The 16,786-nt window shown below is 60.3% G+C and carries 16 protein-coding genes, 1 tRNA gene and 2 pseudogenes; 10 read left to right on the forward strand and 9 right to left on the reverse strand.

Annotated features, from left to right (window positions below):
• Positions 1-3: 3 nt before the first annotated feature.
• Positions 4-448 (reverse strand): annotated as a pseudogene (locus RCCGE510_RS12125) (hypothetical protein).
• 171 nt (positions 449-619) lie between these two features.
• On the opposite strand from RCCGE510_RS12125, the gene RCCGE510_RS12130 reads away from it, so the two are divergent.
• Together RCCGE510_RS12130 and ilvC are read left to right on the forward strand one after the other, a co-directional pair.
• Positions 620-1,285 carry a TetR/AcrR family transcriptional regulator gene (locus tag RCCGE510_RS12130; RefSeq protein ID WP_007630300.1) on the forward strand — a complete coding sequence of 222 codons (666 nt, stop codon included), beginning with the start codon at positions 620-622 and terminating at the stop codon, positions 1,283-1,285.
• Positions 1,286-1,335: 50 nt separating this feature from the next.
• On the forward strand, positions 1,336-2,355 hold the full coding sequence (gene ilvC / locus RCCGE510_RS12135; RefSeq protein ID WP_007630301.1) for a ketol-acid reductoisomerase: 1,020 nt from the start codon (positions 1,336-1,338) through the stop codon (positions 2,353-2,355).
• Between the two features lie 48 nt (positions 2,356-2,403).
• Here ilvC and RCCGE510_RS12140 read toward each other — a convergent pair whose 3' ends face one another.
• The 4 genes from RCCGE510_RS12140 to RCCGE510_RS12155 form a co-directional block, all read right to left on the reverse strand.
• On the reverse strand, positions 2,404-2,991 hold the full coding sequence (locus tag RCCGE510_RS12140; RefSeq protein ID WP_007630304.1) for a class I SAM-dependent methyltransferase: 588 nt from the start codon (positions 2,989-2,991) through the stop codon (positions 2,404-2,406).
• Entirely contained in the window at positions 2,981-3,313 is a 333-nt protein-coding gene (locus RCCGE510_RS12145) for a type II toxin-antitoxin system RelE/ParE family toxin (protein ID WP_007630305.1), read from the reverse strand. The genes RCCGE510_RS12140 and RCCGE510_RS12145 overlap by 11 nt, the downstream gene beginning before the upstream one ends.
• The gene (locus RCCGE510_RS12150; protein WP_037078446.1) at positions 3,300-3,548 is read right to left on the reverse strand and encodes a transcriptional regulator; all 249 of its coding nucleotides are present in this window, start codon (positions 3,546-3,548) and stop codon (positions 3,300-3,302) included. Before RCCGE510_RS12150 ends, RCCGE510_RS12145 begins: the two co-directional genes overlap by 14 nt.
• A gap of 503 nt (positions 3,549-4,051) precedes the next feature.
• On the reverse strand, positions 4,052-5,152 hold the full coding sequence (locus RCCGE510_RS12155) for a branched-chain amino acid aminotransferase (protein ID WP_007630308.1): 1,101 nt from the start codon (positions 5,150-5,152) through the stop codon (positions 4,052-4,054).
• Positions 5,153-5,468: 316 nt separating this feature from the next.
• Between RCCGE510_RS12155 and RCCGE510_RS12160 the strand changes: the two genes are divergently transcribed.
• The gene (locus RCCGE510_RS12160; protein WP_007630313.1) at positions 5,469-6,689 is read left to right on the forward strand and encodes a PLP-dependent aminotransferase family protein; all 1,221 of its coding nucleotides are present in this window, start codon (positions 5,469-5,471) and stop codon (positions 6,687-6,689) included.
• A 315-nt stretch (positions 6,690-7,004) separates the two neighbouring features.
• On the opposite strand, the gene RCCGE510_RS12165 is transcribed toward RCCGE510_RS12160, so the two are convergent.
• Positions 7,005-8,063, reverse strand: a complete 1,059-nt coding sequence (locus RCCGE510_RS12165; protein ID WP_007630315.1) for an aldo/keto reductase — start codon at positions 8,061-8,063, stop codon at positions 7,005-7,007.
• 151 nt (positions 8,064-8,214) lie between these two features.
• Here RCCGE510_RS12165 and RCCGE510_RS12170 point away from each other — a divergent pair.
• The 6 genes and pseudogenes from RCCGE510_RS12170 to RCCGE510_RS12195 form a co-directional block, all read left to right on the forward strand.
• Positions 8,215-8,385: pseudogene (locus RCCGE510_RS12170) on the forward strand (ABC transporter ATP-binding protein); the annotation flags it as partial.
• Between the two features lie 426 nt (positions 8,386-8,811).
• On the forward strand, positions 8,812-9,921 hold the full coding sequence (locus RCCGE510_RS12175; protein WP_007630320.1) for an endonuclease/exonuclease/phosphatase family protein: 1,110 nt from the start codon (positions 8,812-8,814) through the stop codon (positions 9,919-9,921).
• Between the two features lie 9 nt (positions 9,922-9,930).
• Positions 9,931-10,710, forward strand: coding sequence for a hypothetical protein (locus tag RCCGE510_RS12180; RefSeq protein WP_007630321.1), 780 nt, complete (start codon positions 9,931-9,933; stop codon positions 10,708-10,710).
• 215 nt (positions 10,711-10,925) lie between these two features.
• Positions 10,926-11,837 carry a PhzF family phenazine biosynthesis protein gene (locus tag RCCGE510_RS12185; protein WP_007630322.1) on the forward strand — a complete coding sequence of 304 codons (912 nt, stop codon included), beginning with the start codon at positions 10,926-10,928 and terminating at the stop codon, positions 11,835-11,837.
• A gap of 220 nt (positions 11,838-12,057) precedes the next feature.
• Positions 12,058-12,133: transfer RNA gene (locus RCCGE510_RS12190), tRNA-Lys, on the forward strand.
• A gap of 87 nt (positions 12,134-12,220) precedes the next feature.
• Positions 12,221-13,387, forward strand: coding sequence for a hypothetical protein (locus RCCGE510_RS12195; RefSeq protein WP_007630323.1), 1,167 nt, complete (start codon positions 12,221-12,223; stop codon positions 13,385-13,387).
• Between the two features lie 141 nt (positions 13,388-13,528).
• Here the strand turns inward: RCCGE510_RS12195 and RCCGE510_RS12200 are convergent, their stop codons facing one another.
• From RCCGE510_RS12200 to RCCGE510_RS12210, 3 genes are read right to left on the reverse strand one after another with little or no spacing between them, the layout of a single operon-like run.
• Positions 13,529-13,792 (reverse strand): hypothetical protein, encoded by a 264-nt coding sequence (locus RCCGE510_RS12200; protein WP_007630324.1) that lies wholly within the window; start codon positions 13,790-13,792, stop codon positions 13,529-13,531.
• A gap of 2 nt (positions 13,793-13,794) precedes the next feature.
• Positions 13,795-14,793, reverse strand: coding sequence for a caspase family protein (locus RCCGE510_RS12205; RefSeq protein WP_007630325.1), 999 nt, complete (start codon positions 14,791-14,793; stop codon positions 13,795-13,797).
• 9 nt (positions 14,794-14,802) lie between these two features.
• Positions 14,803-15,174 carry a hypothetical protein gene (locus RCCGE510_RS12210; protein WP_007630326.1) on the reverse strand — a complete coding sequence of 124 codons (372 nt, stop codon included), beginning with the start codon at positions 15,172-15,174 and terminating at the stop codon, positions 14,803-14,805.
• A gap of 501 nt (positions 15,175-15,675) precedes the next feature.
• Here RCCGE510_RS12210 and RCCGE510_RS12215 point away from each other — a divergent pair.
• On the forward strand, positions 15,676-16,749 hold the full coding sequence (locus RCCGE510_RS12215) for a MobA/MobL family protein (protein ID WP_007630327.1): 1,074 nt from the start codon (positions 15,676-15,678) through the stop codon (positions 16,747-16,749).
• The last annotated feature ends 37 nt before the right edge of the window (positions 16,750-16,786 follow it).

Below are 16,786 nucleotides of genomic sequence, written 5' to 3' on the forward strand. Positions count from 1 at the left end.
ATTTCAATTGTTGACCGCGATGATCGCCCAATGACTTGCCTTACAGCCATTGTCCTCGCAAATCGCCCCCATCCAGATCGCGCCGTCCGCGAGCATGACGCCGTCGCTGTTGACGAAGAGATCCTGATATTGCTGGCGCCCGACGGCCGCTGCGCGTTTCCGGTGTCACCAGATCGTCAAAATTGTCGACGAAATCCTCGGCGCTCGCGACGTCATAGCTCTCGCCATTGGCCTTGACCGTCAGCGGGTATTCGGCAAGGCCGGCGATGGTTTCGGCGTCGCCCGCGCGCATGGCTTGAACGAGTTGGCGCAGCGGCCGGTCGAATCCTGCGGCATCGCCGTGCAGTTCTTCGATGCGGTTATAGACGTCGCTGTCGGATTGCGCGAAAGCGCCGGAGCCAAGGAAAATTGCTCCGAGCAAGAAAACAGCTGCAGACAGGCGTGACATCGAAGCCTCCGGGCAAATGGGTAGATCGACATTATCCGATCGCTGAGGATTCGCGCCTATCCAATTCTGGTGCTTCATCGGGGTTTCACGTATTAAAAAGATATCCGGGCTTCTTGACGGCCCGATCGGTTTGTCGCATAAAGCTCACGAACCGTACCGTACGGTACGTATATGGGAGCCGTGACCGTGTCCGTCGATACCGCAGAGCCGAGCGAATTTTCGCCGCGCCAGAACGCCGTTCTGGAGCAGGCACTGCGGCTGCTCGTCGATGGCGGCGAGAAGGCGCTGACGACTTCTGGTGTCGCACGTGCCGCCAATTGCTCGAAGGAAAGCCTCTACAAGTGGTTCGGCGATCGCGATGGGTTGCTGTCGGCGATGATTGCCTATCAGGCGAGCAAGGTGCGCACCTTCGAACGCAACGGTGAGCGGCTGACGGCGGCGAGCCTGCACGACCATGTCGTGATTTTCGCGCGCGACCTCTTGGAGGTGCTTGCCGGCGACGTCTCGCTGGCGCTGAACCGGCTGGCGATCGGCCAGTCGAACCGCGATGGCTCAAAGCTCGGCAGGCTGCTGCTCGAGCGCGGCCGGCGCCAGATCGACCGCCGCGCCATGGCGCTGATCGACGCCGGAAAGAGGGCAGGCCTGCTGCGTTTTTCCGATGCCGACGAGGCTTATCACACACTTTACGGCCTTGTCGTTTCCGACCTGCATGTGCGCATGCTGCTCGGTGAACCCGGCCTCAAGGATACCGCACGCCAGGCGGAGAGGGCGGTCACCGCCTTCCTCAGACTCCACGGCACGGAAAAGGTTCTGGCGGAGATGCCGGTTCTCGGCTGATTTCGCTTTAATGACAGTCAACAAGACAAGCACAAGGGAAGGAACTTCAAATGCGCGTCTATTACGATCGTGATGCCGATCTCAACCTCATCAAGGCCAAGAAGGTCGCCGTCATCGGTTACGGTTCGCAGGGCCGTGCCCATGCGCTGAACCTCAAGGACAGCGGCGCCCAGAACCTGGTCATCGCGCTTAAGGCCGGTTCGCCGACCGTTAAGAAGGCCGAGGCCGACGGCTTCAAGGTCATGACGGTAGCCGAAGCCGCCGGCTGGGCCGACCTGATGATGATGGCGACCCCCGATGAACTGCAGGCCGATATCTACAAGGCCGACATCGCTCCGAATATCTGCGACGGCGCTGCGATCGCCTTTGCTCACGGCCTCAACGTTCACTTCGGCCTGATCGAGCCGAAGGCTTCGGTCGACGTCGTCATGATCGCGCCGAAAGGCCCCGGCCACACGGTTCGCGGCGAATACCAGAAGGGCGGCGGCGTTCCCTGCCTCGTTGCCGTTCACCAGAACGCGTCCGGCAACGCGCTTGAACTCGCGCTCTCCTACGCCTGCGGCGTTGGCGGCGGCCGCTCGGGCATCATCGAAACCAATTTCCGCGAAGAGTGCGAAACCGACCTTTTCGGCGAACAGGTCGTTCTCTGCGGCGGTCTCGTCGAGCTCATCCGCGCTGGTTTCGAAACGCTCACCGAAGCCGGTTACGCGCCTGAGATGGCCTACTTCGAGTGCCTGCACGAAGTGAAGCTGATCGTCGACCTGATCTATGAAGGCGGCATCGCCAACATGAACTATTCGATCTCGAACACGGCCGAATGGGGCGAATATGTCTCCGGTCCGCGTATCATCACCGCCGAGACCAAGGCCGAGATGAAGCGCGTGCTGAAGGACATCCAGACCGGCAAGTTCACTTCCGATTGGATGCAAGAATACCGCGCCGGCGGCTCGCGCTTCAAGGGCATCCGCCGGTTGAACGACAGCCACCAGATCGAGGAAGTCGGCGCCAAGCTGCGCGGTATGATGCCCTGGATCGGCAAGAACAAGCTGGTCGACAAGAGCGTGAACTAAGCGGTTTTGGATAGTAGGAATAGAAGGCCGGGGTGAAAGCTCCGGCCTTTATCGTTGCGCATTGACCGTCAGCCAGCGCGTCGGTTTGCCGTCATAGCCGCCGCCGTCGTGTTCGGCGATGGCGAGGTGGCGCCAGCCGTCCTCCGTCAGTAGCGCCGACAGCCAATCGGCAGAGGGATAGTTGTAGTAACGCCCGAATCCGTCATAGCCCTCCGCTTCTCCTGCCTTAAAGCTTGCGTGGAGGGAGCCGCCGATTTTCAGCGCCCGGCGGATGCGGGCGAAGACATCCGGCAGCTCGGCCCTTGGGACATGGAGAAGGCTTGCATGCGCCCAGACGCCGTCGAAGGCGCTATCGGCGTCGAGCTCCTGGAACAGCATGACCTTGACCGGCCTACCGATCAGCGCTTCCGCCTGTCTGGCAAGCTCGGCGGAGCCATCCGTCGGTGTCGCATCGAAACCCTGCGACAGCATGTAGGCGCTGTCCTGGCCGCCGCCGCAGCCGAGTTCGAGGATTGCGCCACCGGGTGCGATACGCGCGAGGAAGGCATCGAGCTGCTGCTTCGGCAGGCTGCGCGCCCGGTTGGCGTATGTCTCGGCGTTTTCTTCGTAAAAGGCGGAGGTCGTGTCACGAGGCATGCGGGTCGGCCGTTGGGGAGCGTCGGTTGGATTGAAGGTGTCTCTCGGGAAGCCGGTCGGCGCCGATGATGTCGATGACGAGGATGCCGTCCGGTATTTCGCGGTAGAAGGCGACGTGGCGCATGTGGAGGAGGCGGCGGAGGCCGGAGCCGAGTTCGTCGCACTCATCTCCCATGGAGGGCACGCGCGAAAGAAGCACGAAAATCCTGTCCCAATCGAGAAGATAGGCATCTGCCTGCGCCTCGCCGAAATGCAGGCTGGCATATTCGTCGATGCCTGACAACACGGCGTCTGCGGTTCGGGTCAGCCTATAGGTGGTCACGCAGCTTCGCCTTCGTTTCCAGCAGAATGTCGGCAATGCGCCGGTCGCTGATGCCGCTCTCCTCAGCCAGCCTCAGAATCTCGCGCACTTCTTCGTCATCGAGCTTGCGGTGGTTCTGATCCTTCAGGACGAGTTCCGCCAAATATGCGCCGGGACTGCTATATCTGCCGCTTGCAACACGGCGTGCGACGTAGTCCGCCAGATTATCCGGAAGGGAGATCGTCATTTTCGCCATTGAATTCAGTGCCGTCCGTAGATCCCGGTTTCGGCGTCCCCGATGCCAGATTACCATTTCCCACATTATGATAGAAGTGTTGGGCGCCGCCGTCCAACACTTGGGTCACATCAAGGTCAGTCTTTTTTATCGCTGTAGGCGAAGCGGTCGAGATCTTCCAAATGGCGTCGCAGGTCAGGATATCCGCAACCTGGCGCTTGACCGTCGTGTAAACGATCGCATCGCGGTGACGAGTTTGAGGGCTGCCGATATCCCTGCGGCACGGCGAGCAAGTGTCTTGTCGAGGCGCACCACCATGCATTTCGCGGTATGAGCGATAAAGCTGTCGACGGCTTCCTCATCTTTTTCGCGTACCAGCCATTTGGAACGTTCGAGCTGCACGATCGTATTGATCGCTCCGGCGAGGACAGAATATATCTCTAGCCCGACGCCTTTGCCGGCGACGGAGAGCGGCGCCCACCCCGTCGGTGTTGACGCCGCCGCTCCCGTGGAACGTCCGAAATTCAGGTCGGGATGAGGCGCGTCCAGCCGTGCTCATCGTTCGTTACGCCCTTCTGCAGACTGACGAGCTGCTGGCGCAGTTCGCCGGTCAGCTTGCCGGTCTGTCCGTCCCCGACCAGAAACTCACCGCCAGCATGTCGAACCAGGCCGATGCCCGCCAGGACTGCGGCAGTGCCGCAAGCAAACGCTTCGACGAGCCTGCCGCTGGCAGCGTCGTCTTGCCATTCCGCGAACGAGTAGGAGCGCTGCTCGACGCGCAAGCCCCTTTCTTTGGCGAGCACGATCACGGAAGCCCGGGTGATGCCCGGCAGGATCGTGCCGCCAAGGGGTGGGGTCACCACTGATCCATCGTTCATCACGAAGAAGACGTTCATGCCGCCGAGCTCTTCAACCCAGCGATGCTCTGCGGCGTCCAGGAAGACCACCTGATCGCAGCCCTTCTTCGACGCCTCGGCTTGCGCCACGAGGCTGGCTGCGTAGTTTCCGCCGCATTTTGCAGCACCTGTGCCGCCGCTGGCTGCACGGGTGTATTCGGTCTCGACCCAAAGGGAGACGGCCTTCGCGCCGCCCTTGAAGTAGGCGCCGACCGGAGAGGCGATGATGCAGAAGATATATTCCAGAGCCGGACGAACGCCGAGAAACGCCTCGTTGGCAAACATGAAAGGGCGAAGGTACAGGCTGGCGTCGCCGGACGGAATCCAGGCCTTGTCAACGCGGACCAGTTCTTCGACCGCCTTCAGGAAAAGTTCTTCGGGCACTGGAGGCATCGCCATACGGGTCGCCGACTGCGCGAAGCGGCGTGCGTTCTCTTCAGGCCGAAAGAGCAGAATTCGGCCATCGTCCGCCTTGTAGGCTTTCATGCCCTCAAAGATTTCCTGAGCGTAGTGCAGTACGGCGCTCGCAGGATCGAGCTCCAGCGGCCGCCTGGGCGTAACCTTCGCATCGTGCCAGCCCTCGTCGGCAGTCCATCGTGCAAGGACCATATGATCCGTGAAGACCTTGCCGAAGCCGGGCGTCTCCAGCGCCTGGATGCGATCGGCGTCCGAGACGGGAGATTTGTGGAGTTCTATTTTGATTTCGGGAGAGGCCGACGTCACGGTCATTGCTGGCACCTTGATAGTAAATTGGATAGTGGCGGCGACACTACCGCCGCCAAGCTGGTCTTGGAAAGGTCTGAATCAGCCGGTTTCGGCTTTGATCAGAGGAATAGTCGCTTGATGTGGCTGACGTCGAGCAGCAAATGCGCGATCGAGCGCCTTCGATACCGGATGGCGTCTACATCAGCTGAAATCCCGACATCCAAAGCTTTGGAATATAAGATTTCCAACATGTCACCATGACAAGAAGATAGGTCAGTATTATTGACATAATTTCCGCCGCATGGTTTGTCGGCGATATAGAAAATAGGAGGAAAACCCCATGCTGAACTGGGACAACATGTTTGCGTCGCGCGCGTCGCGCATGCGCGCATCCGAGATCCGCGAGCTTTTGAAGCTTCTCGACCGACCTGACATCATCTCCTTTGCCGGCGGCATTCCGGATCCGGCGCTGTTTCCCGATCAGGAGTTCAAGCAGGCCTATGCCGATATTTTTGCCGGTCCTGCCGTCAATTCGGCGCTGCAATATTCGGTCAGCGAAGGCTACAAGCCGCTGCGCGAATGGCTGGTCCGGCAGATGACGGATCTCGGCATCCCTTGTGAACTCGACAATGTCTTCATCGTATCCGGCTCGCAGCAGGGCCTCGATTATCTCGGCAAGCTCTTCTTGTCGCCGAACGATACCGCGCTCGTGACATGGCCGACCTATCTCGGCGCGCTGCAGGCCTTCAACGCCTATGAGCCGGCCTACGACCAGCTGACGCCGAATGGCAACCGAACGCCCGACTCCTACCGTGCGGCGGCAACAGCCGCCGGCGGCAAGGTGAAGTTCGCCTATCTCTCCGCCGACTTCTCCAATCCGACCGGCGAAACGGTCGATCTCGACGGTCGCAAGAACGTGCTGGCGCTGGCCGAAGAACTCGACATCGCCCTCATCGAGGATGCGGCCTATCAGTCGCTGCGTTACGACGGCGATCCGATCCCACCGATCCTGGCGCTGGAGATTGCCGAGAAGGGCCACATCAACGATACGCGCACGATCTATTGCGGCAGCTTCTCGAAGACCCTGGCGCCCGGCCTCCGCGTCGGCTTCGTCGTCGCAAATGCCCCCGTCATCCGCAAGCTGGTGCTGATGAAGCAGGCGGCCGACCTGCACTCTTCGACGATCAATCAGATGGCGATATCAGATGTCGCCGAGCTCGGCTTCGATTTCCAGGTCGCCAAGATCAAGGCCACCTACAGCCGTCGCCGCGACTGCATGCTGGCGGCGCTCGAGAAATATATGCCCAAGGGAACGGGCTGGACGAAGCCGGAAGGCGGCATGTTCATCTGGATCACACTGCCGGAAGGCATGGACGGCGCCAAGTTGTTGGCGAAATCGCTCGAAACCGCCAAGGTCGCCTTCGTGCCCGGCAAGGCCTTCTTCGCCGACGGCTCCGGCGCCAACACCTTCCGCGTCAGCTTCTCCTGCGCCAACGAGCAGATGATCGAGGACGGTATTGGCCGGTTGGGCGCGCTGATCTCGGCCGAGATCGGCGGGTGATTGTTGTAGGTTAGGGAGGGATACATCCCCAACCTCCCTCATTCCTGTGCTCGTCACAGGAATCCAGCCACGGCGCGTCCGCGCCGTGAATGACTCTTGTTCGTGAAAGACTCTCCCGCGCCCAAGGACTTGGGCACGCTGGATTCCTGTTACGAGCACAGGAATGAGGGAGGAGAGGGAAGTGCTTCCGCCTTCTTCTCTTGGAGGGAAGGGATAAGCAGTTTATCCTCCCATTCCCACGCTCTTTCGGCCTTGGTTCGCCGTCTCGCTCTTGCCGCAGCCGACGCGGTCGGCCACGGCGCCGTGATGATCGCCTTATCGCTGAAGATGCGGGCCGAAAAGCTCGAGATCGGCTTCACCGAGCCTGTCGCTCACCGTGTTCAGCTGATGCCAATAGGGATAGATCACCTGCGGCAGGCTGACGGCGTCGAGACGCTTGCGCTCCTCGTCCGTAAGCTTCAGCTCCGCAGCGGCGATGTTGTCGCGGAACTGAGCGTCGGTGCGGCCGCCGATGATGACCGAGGTCACTGCCTTGCGGCCGATCAGCCAGGCGAGCGCCACCTGGGCGGCCGAGACGCCGCGCTGCTGCCCGATCGCCACCAGCGTCTCAACGATGTTCCAGAGGCGGTTTTCGTCGCGGATCGGCGGTTCGGTCCAGCCGGCGAATTGGCGCGTGCCTTCGGGAGCGGCCTGGTTGCGGCGGTGTTTGCCGGAAAGTAGGCCACCGGCAAGCGGGCTCCAGACCAGCACGCCGAGGCCCTGGTCGATCGAAATCGGCAGCAGCTCGTATTCGGCGTCGCGGGCTTCCAGCGTATAATGGATCTGCTGGCTGACGAAGCGCTGGTAGCGGTGCTCATTGGCGATGCCAAGCGCCTTCATAATGTGCCAGCCGGAATAATTCGAGCAGCCGACGTAACGCACCTTGCCCTGCTTGATCAGCGTGTCGAGGGCTTCCATCGTCTCTTCGAGCGGCGTCTGGCCGTCCCATTCATGCACCTGATAGAGGTCGATGACATCGGTCTTCAGGCGTTTGAGGCTCGCTTCGCATTCCCGGATCAGGTGGTAGCGCGACAGGCCCTGGTCGTTCGGGCCGTCACCCATGCCGAAACGGGCCTTGGTGGCAAGCAGCACGCCTTGTGGCCGCTTGCCGGAGAGCACATCGCCGATGATGTTCTCGCATTCGCCGTTGGAATAGGCGTTGGCGGTGTCTATCAGGTTGATGCCGGCATCGATGCACATATCGATCATCCTGCGCGCCTCGGAGACGCCGAGGTCGCCGACGGTCTTTGCCCATCCGACGCCGCCGAAGGTCATCGTGCCCATGGTCAATGTGGAGATCTTCAGGCCGGAACGGCCGAGCGAACGATATTCCATTGAAACTTCTCCTTCATCGAAAAATGATTGACGTACCGCAAGGCGGCCCGATGGCAATGGCAGGGCGTTCACGCCTGCGTGAAGCACTCGCGTTAGCTTACGCTTTCAATTGCTACCAAGCGAGGATGATCAACGGTCTCTTCGCCGCTCCGACCGGTATCTGAACCAGGAGCTCAAGGAGACTTTCCGCGAGTTCCACCAGCGCTCGGGCGCGACGATAATCTACGTTAGCCACGACCAGAGCGAGGCGATGGCGCTGGCGACCGATGTGGCCGTCATGTCCGAAGGCCGCCTGCTGCAGATGGCGCCGCCGGCCGAAATCTAAAGCAAACGGCCAAGTCATTGCGAGCGCAGTGATCAAGCAAAACCCGCGCGATAATCAGTCTATTGAGGGACCGTATTCGCATGCCAATTCAAGTAAGGCGTATTCGATCCGTTTTCGTGTTTTCGGCGGTTCTTTTGAGTGCCGCGAGCGTGCTTCAAGGATGCCCATCTTTAGAGCGGCAGAAACGGAACGGCGAATGGAAAACCCGAACGTTTAAGCCAAGTGAATTACATGGCAGTTCGAGCATGGGGAGCTCGCCGAGCAGTTCCAACAGTGCGCCGAGCCAACCTCACGACTCCGCCACCTCAAGCCCGCCCAGCCATATTTAGGCGCAGAGGGCATTTGTCCGCATTTTTCTTGGGCCCGCCGTCTTTTCCTGCGGCGATTGCCGGTTAAGGTACTGTCCGCAACCGGATACTTGTCATGTCGCTTCGCCTTGCCACGTTCAATGTCGAAAATCTGCTGACCCGTTTCGATTTCACCGGCTTTCGCAACCAACTGCGCCAAGACCGCGTCATCAAGCTTTTCGACGTGTCGAGCGAAGGCGTCTATCAGCAGCTCGAACAAGCGCGGGTGATCGCCGCCGCCGACGACACCCGGCAGATGACGGCGCTGGCGATCGCCGATGCGGATGCCGATATCCTCTGCCTGCAGGAAATCGACAATATGGCCGCGCTTCAGGCCTTCGAATACGGTTATCTCTTCCGCATGGTCGGAAACGGCTACCGGCAGAAATATCTGGTGGAGGGTAATGACAGCCGCGGCATCGATGTCGCCGTCTTGATGCGCGAGGAAACGCGCGACGGCCAGAAGATCGAGGTCAAGGACATCCGCAGTCATGCGATGACGACCTATCGCGATCTCGATCTCTTCGACGACGAACTGGCGCTCACCAACCGCATCGATGACAAGATCTTCAAACGCGACTGCCTGGAGCTCGACCTCCTGATCGGCGGCCGGCCGTTCTCGCTCTATGTCGTGCATTTCAAATCGATGGGCAATCCGCGCGACGGGCTGGACGGGCGGCAATCGACGATGCCGATCCGCCGCGCCGAGGCGCGCGCCGTGCGGCGCATCATCGAGGATCGCTTCGGTGCGGATCAAGCAGGCGCGAAGAGCTTCGCCATCTGCGGCGACATGAACGATTATCAGGAGCGCGTCGATGTCATCGGCCGCCGCGGGGCCGGCTATCGTTTTGAGCATCAGGACGAGGCCGAAAGTGCGCTTGACGTTTTCAGTCGCGACGGCTTTGCTGAAAACGTCGTACGCCGCCGCGAGCCCCTCGACCGTTGGACGCTTTATCACGCGCGCGGGCCGCAGGAGCAGTGGCTCTGCCAGCTCGATTATCTCTGGCTTTCACCGGAGCTCGCCGCCCACAATGCCGGCCGCCTGCCGGAAATTGTCCGCAGCGGCCAACCCTACCGCACCATCTTCCCGCCGGGGCAGGAGGTGGAACGTTACCCTCGCACCGGCTGGGACCGGCCGAAAGCGTCCGATCACTGCCCCGTCGTCATGACACTGGATCTCCCCTAGAGAATGAACATGAAAACGAATTTGCACATGAAATTTGCAAATAGCGATCTTTCCGATGATTTCGCCGGCTGGCCGCCGGAAGCGACGGTGTTCCCGATCGCCGGCGTTGATCTGCGCGTCCTGCCTGGCAGCCATCCCTTCGTCCTCGCCGAGGAAGCGGCGATCCGCGAGAACTGGGCCAAAGAAACCGCCGCCAACCCGGCGCTGTTCGATGGGCGCCTGGTGTTCCAGCAGCGGCTGTCGTTCAGTGAAGACGGGATTGCGGGCGAGGGCTACGTTACTCCCTTTTCCGCTTTCATGTGGTGGCGCCGGCAGCCGCAGCGCCAGGGTGGCCTGCATATCTTTGCCTATCCGGTGCTCGAAAGCGCCGACGGCGCGCTGGTGGCGATCCGAATGGGCGCCCATACGGCCAATCCCGGCCAGGTCTATTTCGCCGCCGGCTCGCTGGAACAGGAGGATATCGTCGACGGGCGCTGCGACATCGAGGCCAATATGCGCCGCGAAGTCCACGAGGAGACAGGCCTGGACCTCGCCGACGCGGCAGCAGGGCCGGGGCTCTACGCCAGCTATTCCAGGCGTACGGTAACGCTCATGCGGCTTTTGCGCTTCGAGATGACGGCGGACGAGATAGTGAAGCGGATCGAGGCCCACATGCTGGTCGCCGAGGACAAGGAGATCGCCGGTGCGGTGGCGATCCGCTCGGCGGACCCCTCGGCGTATCCCTATAATATCTCGATGCTGCCGGTGATCAGCTGGTATTTCGGCAAGGCGGGCGCATCAGAGGCATGAGGGATTGGAGAGAGGGATCCGCATTTTTCACCACGCATCATTATCGGCGCTGCATCCTTCAACGCCTCGCGTCCTGAGGCACCCAAGCCAAAGGCCGTAGCCTCGAAGAATACGCTTCAGCGTTTGCTGCTTGCACCCATCCGGACTTAGCGCCTTGCACTTGGCCGTTTGGTCGGGCAGGTTGGCGGCGCGATGACCGATTTAGGGAGGCCGATGTGGCGCGAAGCTACAGCGTCTATGACGTGTTCACCGATCGAAAGCTTGCGGGCAACCCGCTGGCGGTGATCTTCGACGGAGACGATCTCAGCGACGAGGCGATGCAGGCGATCACCCGGGAGATCAATCTCTCAGAGACGGTGTTCGTGCAGCCTTCGAGCAATCCCGCCTATGCGGCGCGGCTCAGGATCTTCACGCCGGGGCGCGAGCTGCCGTTTGCCGGCCATCCGACGGTCGGCACTGCGGTGGCGCTGGCCGAGCGGGCGCATGGCGCTGCGACGCTCGATCTCGTTACGGTGCTTGAGGAAAATGTCGGGCCGGTGCGCTGCGCCGTTCGGCTTAGGGAGGGCGAGGCGAGCTTTGCGGAATTCGACCTCCCGCGTAAATCGCAGCCGGCCATCATGCCGCTCGACAAGCTCGGCATGGCCGATGCGCTGTCGTTGAAGGTGACCGAGATCGGCTTCGAAAATCACGTCCCGGCGGTCTGGAGCGCCGGCGTTCCGTTCCTGCTCATTCCGGTGCACGATGTCGGAGCCGCGCAGCGGGTGGAATTCGATCCGCAACTCTGGGAAAAGATCGTTCCCTTTGTCGACGGTGCGCTTGCCTCGGCCTATGTCTATTGCCGCGGCGGCGTCAACCACGTGGCGAAGTTCCATGCGCGCATGTTCGCAAGCGGCATGGGGATCGTCGAAGACCCGGCCACCGGCTCTGCGGCGGCGGCGCTCTCCGGCGCCATCCACTATTTCGACCGCCTGACGGACGGGCATCACCCGATCATGATCGAGCAGGGTGTCGAGATGGGCCGGCCATCCTTCATCCACCTGCATATCGATGTCGACGGCGGGGCGATCTCCAATGCGCGGATCGGCGGCCAGGCGGTGCGACTGGCCAGCGGTACGCTCGACCTTTGATTTCTTTAAAGCGCCGCGCGTCCATAGCTAAGGACGCTCTATCGCTTTGAATCTGCGCATAATCCTTGCCGAAAATGGATTCCGATGTCCGGGCTTATGCCCTGCATTTCAACCATGCCGAAAAATCTTCGCGATTAACCAAAGAAAATTGGCCGATGTGCTGGACAACCCTGCCGATCCTGTTTATACGCCCCGTCACACCGCGCAGCCAAGCGCGAACGGGTGATTAGCTCAGTTGGTAGAGCAGCTGACTCTTAATCAGCGGGTCGTAGGTTCGAGCCCTACATCACCCACCAATCTTTTCAAATAGTTACCTATTGAATAGGCCCCGAAAGGGGCTAGAATCGCTCTCACACATGTCTCGCACAGTTTGAGAGAGCAATATGACCTCGCATTCCGTTCTTGGTGACAAGGTTCGAATCTACCGCCGCATCAACAGTTCCTCATGGCAATGCTCCACCTATCTCGAAGGCCGAGAGTGGCGCGTGAGCACCAAGACCGACAGTCTGGCCCTTGCCAAGGAGTTTGCCGAGGATTGGTATCTGGAGCTACGCGGCAAGAGCCGCGCTGGCCAGCTGAAGATGGAGCGCACCTTTGCCGACGCTGCCAAGCAGTTCGTGACGGAGTACGTGCCGCTCACCAACGGCGAGCGCAATCCCAAATACGTCAAGGATCATGAAGCACGGCTGGATAACCATCTGCTGCCCTTTTTCGGTGCGATGGGCCTTAGCGGGGTGACCGCAGGCAAGGTTCAGGAGTTTCGGGTTATGCGGCTGCAGCCGCATCCCGAGACCGGCAAGGTGCCGACACGCAGCACACTCCACCATGAAACCGTGACGCTCCGACAGGTCATGAAAACGGCCCTGCGCCATGGTTGGATAAGCCACCTTCCGGACTTCTCCGCTCCCTACAAAGCTTCCGGTAAAGTCAGCCACAGGGCCTGGTTCTCGCCTGAAGAGTACAAGAAGCTCTACACCTATACCCGCGAACGCACTAAATCAGCCAAGGGCCTCCCTTGGGAGTATCCCCTTGAGCAGATGCACGACTACATCCTGTTCATGGCCAACACCGGCCTCCGGCCCGATGAGGCCAACCGGCTCGAATACCGCGATGTGACGATCGAGAATGACGAGGACAGCGCCGAGCGCATCCTGCTGATCGAAGTGCGCGGCAAGCGCGGTTTCGGCTACTGCAAGAGCACCACGGGTGCCGTGCACCCGTTTGAGCGGCTGGTGAAGCGTAACAACCCCAAACCCACCGACCTGGTCTTCCCGCAGGACCACAAGAAGCAATTCAACCGGGTGCTGGCGGACTGTGACTTCAAATTCGACCGTGAGGGCAATAGGCGCTCCGCCTACAGCCTGCGGCACACCTATATCTGCCTGCGCCTCCTCGAGGGCGCCGACATCTACCAGATCGCCAAGAACTGCCGGACCAGCGTGGAAATGATCGAGAAGCACTATGCCGTGCATCTCAAGAACACCCTCGACGCCAAGGCCATTAACGTCCGTCGTCGCGTCAAGACGGCGGCGGTTTCTTTGGCGGAGTGAGCACCAGAAAGCTTGAGGAAAAGCAACGCATCCCCGCCAATGAACCGCTCCGGTCGCGCTAACTCGCGCTCCGACCGCTGGCTTGGAGCCTCGTTCCTGGTCATTGTTTGTCATTGATCTGGAGGGCGCCGCGTAAGCACCTCACTCGCGAAGAGCGGCTTTCAACAAGGGCAGGTATTTCTGAACCTGTTCACGGTCACTGTCTTTTTCTTCATCGGAGAGGAGGGCGAACGGGGTTTCGATCTGGTTTTCCCACCGAGCAACAAGCTCCGCTGGAATAAGCAGGGACCCGTCGGACTGCTTTTGACTTTTGTCATGGACATATCGCTGCCAATGAGCCCAGCGCTCATGTTCGATTGCCGCCAGTTCATCAACTAAGCCGTCTAAGATCTCGTCGGTGGCCACGGCTAGATCATCCCCGATTCAACGAGCTTCCGGTAGTGCTCACCGAGCACCGTGAGTTCGCAGCTCTTGCTTTGCATAGCGGCGTGCCACATGTGAGGAGCATTGACAGGCCGAACCAGGTTGACTTTTACGAATTTTTGCAGAATGGCGAAGACAGCAGTCTTCGCTGGATCTGGTGGCGGGATCGTCGGATCGGCCTTCTGCTCGGCACTCCGCTCCGGCTCATACGTGGGATCGAGCGGAAATGCGTAATCCTGTGTTGGAAAGAGCGTCGCTAACTGCTGCAGATCGCTCAATGGGATTGGCGCGTCGGCCTTCTTCAATGACACGAACGTTTGTACGTTGGTTTTGAACAGGGGTCTTTGCCCAGCCCAAGGACCGAGTGATTGGTCGATATGCGCGTAGACACTGCCAGGAGTCACGTCGCCTACAAGGTTCGCTGCAGCGCCACTTAAGGCGTCGACCAGCAGACTCGTGAAGACGCCGCCTGGATTGGGACCACCTGTCTCCAGAGCGTATTGCTCAGCGGTGGACGCTGTGAGGATGGTCATTCCAGTCGAAATTTCCGAAAAGCCCTTCATTACCGGACGTTCACCGGCAATGCCACTATGGCAGCTGTCGAGGATAATCACCTTATTGATCGCGGGTGACGCGGCGGCAATAGTCATCACTTCATTGAGCGAAAGCCCGTCATCGCCGGTCTTGCAGTCGCCCGCACAGAGAAACCCGCCCGTGTCCTCGATGTACCCATGGCCGGCGAAATAAAAGAGCGCAATCTCAGCTTGATCAGCAAACAGCGCACGAACCGCTTCTTTGAGTTCAGCACGTTCGACAATATCGGCTGGACCGGTGCCAGTGATGAGCTTCGGCGTCTTGAAATTGGTTGTGCCGTCGGAATTCCGCTCCAAGGCCGCGCGAACCGAGTGCGCGTCGTTTACGCAGCCGTTCAGCGGCGAGATATGTTCATAGTGATCGATCCCGACAATGAGTGCCTTGCGCATTGGAAACCCTTAGAGGCCGTTAATCCAGTTAGAGATGTTATCCCACGTCCAGACCATAGTGTTGACGCCGGCGATGGCGGTACGGTCATCCTTGTACGCCCAGATACCGCGGACAGGCACGCCGAGTTCTCTGGCGCAGGCGATCTCCCACTTCTGACCTGTTGAAGACAGAGAGTTCTTGCTGATGATGGCGAGTACACCGTGCGAACGTTGGATACGGACTTTAACTTTTGCCTTCCAATCTGAGTCATATGCTTCTTTGACGGACATATCGATGTAGTCAAAAGGCGAGTTGGTGTAGAGTGACTGCCCTTTGATCATGTCACGAGTCCGTTCGTCCTCGATAGCAAAAGCTACAAATATAACTTTTTTCTCTGCCATTCGAATATTCTCCCCACTGCCTGAACAGAATTTACTGATTTGTTGGCAATTCATACACCATGTCTCTCCTCAAGATTGATCAATCTTGGCCGTTTCGCAGGAATTGCTGCTTTAACGGGCATTTATCCACAGGCTGAACGCCAAGAAGCTCGCTCCACGCATCGTGAACCCCGCGCTGAACGGTTGTTGCTGCGTAGTACTTCGGCTCCGCTGCCCGGCCGCTCCAAGCTCGCGGTGCCCGCCCGGCCCGCTCCTTGCGCGCATTAAGACGCGCCATCAGCAGGGCGGGCGTCATAATTTGGCGTCGTTGTTGATCTTGAAGAAAATCAACGCATCCGTGTAGGATGCGTACAGCGCACTTACGCATCGCCCAATGTGTACGCATTGAGCTAAAGAGGCGATGCGTTGCACGGTTTTCTGACCAGCCGCACGGGCGTCTGGAGAAAACCGGCAAGTGCGCCAGGGGAGACCCCTGGACCCGTCCGAGCCGAGGAGAGGCTGGTGGCCATCTACCACCTGCATGTCAAGAACATCAGTCGGGGCGAGGGACGTTCGATCCTCGCGGCCGCTGCCTATCGGGCAGGCGAGACGCTCCCTAACGAGCTTGAGGAGCGGATGTCGGTCTTCGGCGGACGACGCGATGTCGTCGCCAATGAAATCCGCGTGCCGCAAGGTGCGCCATCCTGGATGGCCGATCGCGCGCAGCTGTGGAACGCCGTAGAGGCCGCCGAGAAGCGCAAGGACGCGCGGCTGGCCAAGGAGCTGGAATTCTCGCTGCCGCGCGAATTGCCCCGCTCGGCATGGCTCGGCGTGGCGCACGCCATGGCTGATGCGTACGCGGCCAAGGGTTTCATTGCCGACCTGGCGATTCATGACGACGGCGCTCAACACAATCCCCACGTTCACCTGCTGCTGACCACGAGGGTGATCACCGTAGAAGGGTTCGGCCCGAAGATCCGCAGCGCGGACGGCCGCGCGTTCGTGATCGAGGCGAGGAGCCTCTGGGCCAGGGTCGCCAATGCCGCCTTGGGCAAGGCAGGCATTGCCGTGGCCATCGACGAGCGGAGTTATGCGAAACGTCAATTGGAACGGAAGCCGGGCGAGCATCGCGGCCCGGACCGAGAGGAACGGCAGGCGCGCCGAGCCCGCCTGCAGCAACGGAGGCCGCAGATGATACCACGAGAGCCTGAAGAGGATTTGCCGGTCCCAGACCCGGATGGAAACCCGATCCATCCGCGCGAGCTAGGGGAGGCGGAAAGTCGGATGTTGGATGACATGCATGCGGTTGATCCTGGCCCCGGTGGCTCCGAGACGGACGGGATTGATGCGGCTCGGGCCGCGGTCGATCGGGAGAGCGCCCGCGAGATGAGCGACGATGAAGCTGCCGCCTATCGCTTGGCGCCGGAGAACTTGCTGGATTGGCTTGGAAGCCCGGCGTCACCCCACGATGTGGCGGATGTGGAAGTGCTGGAGCGCTGGGAAAACCATCTCGACTGGCTGGACATCGATCGGCCGCAGCCGGCGGCGCCGACGGATGAAGGAATATCGCATGAACCTGAGCGAGGCGGCAGGTAGCGTCTGCCGTCATTTTTCGACGGATTCCGCTTGCGGC

This window comes from Rhizobium sp. CCGE 510, assembly GCF_000292525.1.
GTDB lineage: Bacteria > Pseudomonadota > Alphaproteobacteria > Rhizobiales > Rhizobiaceae > Rhizobium.